The organism is Pseudomonas entomophila (assembly GCF_013523165.1).
GTDB classification, from domain to species: Bacteria; Pseudomonadota; Gammaproteobacteria; order Pseudomonadales; family Pseudomonadaceae; genus Aquipseudomonas; species Aquipseudomonas entomophila_A.
Map to the genome: position 1 here is coordinate 245,730 of NZ_JAAMQI010000003.1, position 6,595 is coordinate 252,324.

The window sequence follows — 6,595 nt, forward strand, 5'->3', positions numbered from 1 at the left end:
GGCAGAACTCATCGAGTACCATAGACTCAATGGCCGAAACTGTCCCGGTACGCCGAAGGCGCCACGCCGACCTCTTTGCGAAACGCCACCCTGAAACTGTCGACCGAGGCGAACCCACAGCGCTCGGCGATGCGTTCGAGGTCGAGCGTACGGTGCTCGAGCAGTGCGCGTGCCTGCGCCAGGCGTGCATGCTGCAGCCAGCGTTTGGGGCTCATGCCGGTCGCCTCGTGGAAGCGGCGCAGCAACGTGCGCTCGCTCATCAAGGCCTTGGCTGCCAGGTGGCGCAGGGTCAGCGGTTCGTGCAGGCGCGTTCGCGCCCAGTCCAGCAGTGCGGCCAGGTCCTGCCGTGGCGTCTGGGCCACCGGCGCGGGGATGAACTGCGCCTGCCCGCCGGCACGCAACGGGGCCATGACCAGGCGACAAGCCACGGTGTTGGCGACCTGGGCGCCGAAGTCGCGCTCGACCAGGTGCAGGCAGGCGTCGATGCCCGCCGCACTGCCGGCTGAGGTGATCACCTGCCCGTCGCCCACGTAGAGCACGGCAGGGTCTACCACAAGGGCGGGGAAGCGCGCGGCCAGCTCTTCGCAGTAACGCCAATGCGTGGTCGCACGCTTGCCATCGAGCAGCCCGGCGGCGGCCAGCACGAATGCGCCGGAGCAGATGGACAACAGCCGGGCGCCGCGCGCATGGGCACGGCGCAGTTCGTCCAGCAGGGCCTGGGGTGGGCGCTCGGCACGGTTCCGCCAGCCAGGCACGATGATGGTGTGCGCCTCGCGCAGCGCTTCATGGCCGCCGTCGGCACTGACCGTGAAACCACCCAGCGCCCGCAGGGGGCCGGGGTCGACCGCCACCACGCAATGCCGGTACCAGGGGAAGTCGAACTCCGGTCGTGGCAGCGCGAAGATCTCGATGGCAATGCCGAATTCGAAGGTGCAGAGGCCATCGTAGGCCAGGATGGCGATCAAGCCGGGTGCGTCGTGCATTTGGCGGGAAATTCCCGATGGCTGTCGAGTTCGCCACTGTAGCGCACTCGGCAGCCCGCCTACAGTGGGCCGACCCTCACTTCGCCAGGAGCGATGCCATGCCCAGCCTGATCACCCACACCCCGCCTGCCGCTGCCGATGAAGCCTTCGCGCATTTCAGCGAGCGCCTGCGTTTCGAGACCGACTGTTCCGACGTGCACCACAGCCAGCAGGCCGGCCAGGTCGACTTCGTACTGGTCGATGTGCGCAGCGCCGAGGCCTTCGCGGCCGGTCACGTCCCTGGCGCGCTGAACATGCCCACCAGGACCCTCACGGCCGAGCGCCTGGGGGCGTTTCCTGCCGGAACCCTGTTCGTCGTCTACTGTGCAGGGCCGCACTGCAACGGCGCCCACCGCGCCGCCGCACGCCTGGCTCAGCTCGGGCATGGGGTCAAGGAAATGCTCGGGGGCATCACCGGCTGGCTCGACGAAGGGTTCGCCCTGTCGACGGGGCCCGCCTTCGGGCAGGCGCCGACGTCGGCGTCCTGCGCATGCTGAGCCTGAGAGGCGGGGTCAGATCACCGTGAACCCGTGCGTCCCGTCACGTTCGAGCTGAGCGACCAGGCCGAACTCCCAGTCCAGATAGCCCTGCATCGCCTCGCGCGGGTTGTCGGTCCCCTCGTAGGGACGTCGATAGCGGTCGCTGCGCGCGACGGCGAGGTGGGTTTCACCGCTGTCCACGGGACGGCCTGCCGCGATCCACGCCGCGGTGCCGCCGGCGAGCACGTGGACCGGCGTACGCGTCAGCGCCTGCAGGTCACGGGCAGCGAAGCGGGCCAGCAGGCTGCTGCCGCAGGTCAGCACGTAGCGCTCGGCCTGTGGCACGCGCTCCAGGGCCGCAGGCAACTGGGCACGGATCGCCCAGTGGGCACCGGGGATGTGGCGCGCGACGTAGTGGCCACTGGTGGTGAGGTCCAGCAGCACGGTGCCGTCGTCCTGCAGCCAGCGCGCCAGCTGCTCGACGTCGATCTCATCGACCTCGGGCCGCGCGGGCAAGGGAGGCTGCCAGTCGCCCTGAGCGCTGAAATCCGCCGCGGTCAGGCCGTCGAGCACGGCGACCTGCCAGCCCATCTGGGCCAGCCAGGAGGCGGTCATGTTGGCGCGCACGCCATCGTCGTCCACCAGGACCAGGCGCGCGCCGCGCACGCTGGCGACGTGGTCGGTTTCCTGCACCAGCTGCCCGCCCGGTGTCGAGCGGCTGCCGGGCAGGTGGCCGGCGTTGTACTCCTCGGGAGTACGCACATCGAACAGGTAGGTGGTGCGGCCGGTGTCGGCCTGCCAGCGCGCCAGTCCGGCACGGTCCAGGCGCAGGACGTGGGCCTGGTCGGCCACCGTGCGGGCCTGGCGAGCCGCCTGGTCCTGGGTCTGCGGGGCGACGGCGGCGAAACGGCGGTCTTGGCCGTGGGCCAGCGTCTGGCCTGCCAGGGTCCAGCCGATGGTGCCGTTGCGCAGCGCCGCCACGGGGTTGGGAATGCCCGCATTGACCAGCGACTGGGTGCCGATGATGCTGCGGGTGCGCCCGGCGCAGTTGACGATCACCTGGGTCGTCGGGTTCGGGGCCAGTTCGGCGACGCGCAGCACCAGCTCGGCGCCCGGCACGCTGATGCCGCCTGGGATGCTCATGGTCTGGTACTCGTCGAAACGGCGGGCATCGAGCACCACCACGTCGGCCTTGTCGTCGAGCAGCGCCTGGACGTGGTCGGCGGCCAGGGACGGCGTGTGCCGCACGCTTTCCACCAGTTCGCCGAAGGCCTTGCTCGGCACGTTGACGTCGCGAAACAGCTCGCCACCGGCAGCGCGCCAGCCTTCCAGCCCGGCGTCGAGCACGGCGACGTCGCGGTAGCCCAGTGCCCGCAGGCGTTGTGCGGCGACGGCCGCGAGCCCTTCGCCGTCGTCGTAGACGGTGATGGCCGTGTCACGCCGGGGGATGCGGGCATAGGCCTCCAGCTCGAGCCTGGACAAAGGCAGGTTGGCAGCGAACAGGGGATGCGCCTGGGCGAACGGGTCTTCTTCACGCACGTCGACCAGGGCCAGCTCTTCGTGGGCCAGCAAGGCGCGGCGGATGTCGTGGTACGACCGGACAAGGGGGAAGGTCATGGGGCAAGGTTCTCTTTGGACAGGTCCCAGAGGTTGGGAAGGGAGGCGTTGGAGTAGCCGGAAATGAACGGTCGGGCGCTGCCGTCGGGGGCGTACACCGCGCGCCGGACCGCGCCGATGTTGCCGCCATAGACGTGGATGCTGATCGACACCTGGTCGGTGAAGGCATTGCTCACCTGGTGAATGTCGCCGATGCAGGGGGACACGGCCTCCACTTGGCCAGGCACGAGCCGTACTGCGGCACCGTCGGGCACCAGCCCGCCGTGGTCATCGTGCACGAAGCCCTGCGAGAGCTCCGCGCCGCGGAGCATGCCGATCAGCCCCCAGACCTGGTGGTCGTGGATCGGGGTACGCTGTCCAGGCCCCCAGACGAAGCTCACCACCGAGAACCGCTGGCGCGAATCGCAATGCAGCAGGTATTGCCGGTAGCGTTCCGGGTCGGGCTGGGCAAGGTCTTCCGGCAGCCAGTCGTCGTGGCGCACGAGGTCCGCCAGCAGGCCCTGGCCGCGATCGAGCAGGGTGGTCTCGTCGGGCTGCGCGTCGAGTAACGTGGCCAGGCGATCGATGAAGTGGCGCAAGCGCTGCAAGCGCAGGGGTTCGGTCATGGTTCGGGCTCGGTGTTCGGGTGTGCCTGAACCCTAGCAAACTTCTTTATATTCTATAAATGCAAAATAATACTAAGCTAATATGCGTTTCATGCATCAATTAGCGCATCTGAAAAAGGCATCAGGTTATAACCAATGCGCATTTCACAGCCTCCTTTAAGGGCTTTAGATTATTAAAAGCCAATCAACGATTCTTTCTCGCTATAACACTACACGATGAGACCGCGCACGCGGATCGTCCTTACCGCCCACGCCTGGGCATCAGGAGACGACCGTGCGCTACCTCAAACACCTGGCTGCCACCGTGCTGGCCACCACCTTCAGCCTGGCCACCGCCGCGCAGACCCTGGTCGTCGGTGACCAAAGCTATAACGCCCGTGCCGTGATGGAAGCGGCAGGGGTGCTCGACGACCTGCCCTATACCCTGGACTGGAAGCAGTTCACCGCAGGCTCCCCGGTGGCCGAAGCGCTCAATGTGGGCAGCCTCGACATCGGCCTGCTGGGCGATGCGCCACCGCTGTTTCTCGGGGCGCTCGGTGCGCCGATCAAGGTGATCGCGGTCAGTCGCCAGAACCTCGCAGGCGTGGCCATCCTGGCCCGCAAGGAGTCGTCGATCCACAGCCTGCAGGACCTGCGCGGCAAGCGTGCGGCCATCTGGAAAGGCTCGTGGAGCCAGCAGCTGCTGTTCAGCGCCCTGGACAAGGCCGGCGTGCCTCGTGATGACCTCGAGCTGCGCTACCTCAGCGCGCTGGACGCCTCGCATGCCCTGGACGGTGGCTCGGTGGACGTGATCGCCACTTGGGAGCCCTACGTCACCCAGCAAGAGCGTCAGGGCGCCCGGGTGCTGGCAACCGCTGACGGGCTGATTCCGGCGCAGAGCTTCGTGGTGGCCAATCAGGCGTCGGCCGAGCAGAAACGTGCGCAGATCAGCGATTTTCTCGAGCGGCTCAAGAAAGCCCGTGGCTGGGCCTTGAGCGACCCGGCCCACACCGAGGCCTATGCCGATGCCTGGGCCAGGCGCACCCGGGCCGACCGTGACATCGCCCGCGCCTGGTTCGCCCGCGCGCGGACCGACCTGGCGCCGCTGACGCCCCAGGTGATCGCCGATGCCCAGAAGACCGTGGACTTCTTCGCCGGGCTCGGGTTGATCAAGGCCTATCCGGCCAAGACCCTGTTCGACACCTCCTTCGGTGCGGCCCTGGGCCACGCCGACCGCCACCCCTGAACCCACGACCGCGACGTCCAAGGAGACCCCATGCGCACACGACAGATCAAACTCGGCGCCCTGACCATGGGCTGTGGTGGCCCCGGCCGGCACAACCTGTGGCTCGACCCGGCGCTGCCGGCCGACGCCAGCGTCAACATCGACTGGTACATCGAGATCGCCCAGCAGGCCGAGCGCGCGCTGTTCGACCTGATGTTCATCGTCGACAGCCAGTTCATCACCCCGGGCTCGCCGTCCCACTACCTCAACCGCCTGGAGCCGCTGACCTTGCTGTCGGCGCTGGCCGTCACCACCCGCCACCTGGGGCTGGTCGGCACCCTGACCACCTCCTACAACGCGCCTTTCAACGTCGCGCGCCGATTGGCCTCGCTGGACCTGATCAGCAAGGGGCGCGCGGGCTGGAACGTGGTGACCAGTGGCGACGCCGGTACCGCCGGCAACTATGGGCTGGACGAGCATTACGACTACGACACGCGCTACGCCCGGGCCGAAGAGCACGTGAAAGTGGTGCAGGCGCTGTGGCACTCCTACGAGGAGGACGCCTTCCCGCGCGATCGGACCACGGGGCGTTTCCTCGACCCGACCAAGCTGCATGCCTTGCACCACAAGGGCGAGCACTTTTCGGTGACCGGCCCGTTGAACATCCAGCGCTCGCCTCAGGGCCAACCGGTGATCTTCCAGGCCGGGGATTCCGAACAGGGACGCGACCTGGGTGCGGCCACGGCCGATGTGGTATTTACCCATGCGGCAAGCCTCGAGCAGGGGCAGGCGTTCTACCGCGACATCAAGGGACGGGCCGCTCGCCTGGGGCGTGACCCCGAGCAACTGCTGGTGCTGCCGGGCGCGGAGATCTACGTCGGGGACGATGATGCGCACGCGCGCGAGATCGAGCGTCATTATCACCGGGTCGATCACAGTTTCGAGCTGGCGCTCAAGGAGTTCGGACGCAACTTCGGCTGGCATGACTTCAGTCAGTACGACCTGGATGCACCTTTCCCGCAGCAGAGCCTGGAGTCGGCGCGCAGCAGCTTCTTCACCAATGCCAAGCGCATCGCCGACCAGGCTCGGGATAAGGGCTTCAGCCTGCGCCAGGCGGTCGAGTTCAGCCGTCAGTTGCGGCCAGGGGCGTTCGTCGGCTCGGCCCGGACCGTGGCGGCCAAGATGGCCGAGTGGTTCGAGGCGCGGGCCCTGGACGGGTTCAACCTCTACATCGGGCACCCGGAGCAGTTCCGGCGCTTCACCGAGCAGGTGGTGCCGCTGCTTCAGGAGCGGGGGCTGTACCGCACGGCGTACGAGGGCACGACCCTGCGCGACAGCCTGGGGCTGGCGATTCCGGCATTCCGGCGCTAGATCGCGCTCACAGGCAAGCCAGCTCTCATAGAAAATAAAATAAATTATTGATTTAAAAGTAAATAATTACAGGATTTTGTGGGCCCTGCGGGCCCAATCGCGGTCGGTCCGGCGCTCCGGCAGGGGCCGCTTCCACATGGGGCCGCGATTCCCTATGCCACTGCGGCGGGTGTAGATACCGTCTTGATCCTCACATCGCAAGTGCGATCTGAGGGTCGAACGGTTTGTCGGATTTCACCACGCCATACACCAGGTGCAGCAGCTTGCGCATGGCCGCACAGACGATCTGTTTGTACG

At 67.3% G+C, this 6,595-nt stretch carries 6 protein-coding genes; 3 read left to right on the top strand and 3 right to left on the bottom strand.

Annotated features, from left to right (window positions below; all coding sequences use genetic code 11):
• Nucleotides 1-26 precede the first annotated feature (26 nt).
• Nucleotides 27-983 carry a transcriptional regulator FtrA gene (gene ftrA, locus G7Z99_RS03985; RefSeq protein ID WP_181092269.1) on the bottom strand — a complete coding sequence of 319 codons (957 nt, stop codon included), beginning with the start codon at nt 981-983 and terminating at the stop codon, nt 27-29.
• A gap of 98 nt (nt 984-1,081) precedes the next feature.
• Between ftrA and G7Z99_RS03990 the strand changes: the two genes are divergently transcribed.
• A complete protein-coding gene (locus G7Z99_RS03990; protein WP_181092271.1) occupies nt 1,082-1,519 on the top strand; it encodes a rhodanese-like domain-containing protein in 438 nt (145 codons plus the stop codon).
• A gap of 15 nt (nt 1,520-1,534) precedes the next feature.
• On the opposite strand, the gene G7Z99_RS03995 is transcribed toward G7Z99_RS03990, so the two are convergent.
• Together G7Z99_RS03995 and G7Z99_RS04000 are read right to left on the bottom strand one after the other, a co-directional pair.
• Entirely contained in the window at nt 1,535-3,118 is a 1,584-nt protein-coding gene (locus G7Z99_RS03995; RefSeq protein ID WP_181092273.1) for a rhodanese-related sulfurtransferase, read from the bottom strand.
• On the bottom strand, nt 3,115-3,723 hold the full coding sequence (locus G7Z99_RS04000) for a cysteine dioxygenase family protein (protein ID WP_181092275.1): 609 nt from the start codon (nt 3,721-3,723) through the stop codon (nt 3,115-3,117). The genes G7Z99_RS03995 and G7Z99_RS04000 overlap by 4 nt, the downstream gene beginning before the upstream one ends.
• Nucleotides 3,724-3,997: 274 nt before the next feature.
• Between G7Z99_RS04000 and G7Z99_RS04005 the strand changes: the two genes are divergently transcribed.
• Nucleotides 3,998-4,948: an ABC transporter substrate-binding protein gene (locus G7Z99_RS04005; RefSeq protein WP_181092277.1), complete on the top strand. Its 951-nt coding sequence runs from the start codon at nt 3,998-4,000 to the stop codon at nt 4,946-4,948.
• Between the two features lie 30 nt (nt 4,949-4,978).
• On the top strand, nt 4,979-6,298 hold the full coding sequence (locus G7Z99_RS04010) for an LLM class flavin-dependent oxidoreductase (protein ID WP_181092279.1): 1,320 nt from the start codon (nt 4,979-4,981) through the stop codon (nt 6,296-6,298).
• The last annotated feature ends 297 nt before the right edge of the window (nt 6,299-6,595 follow it).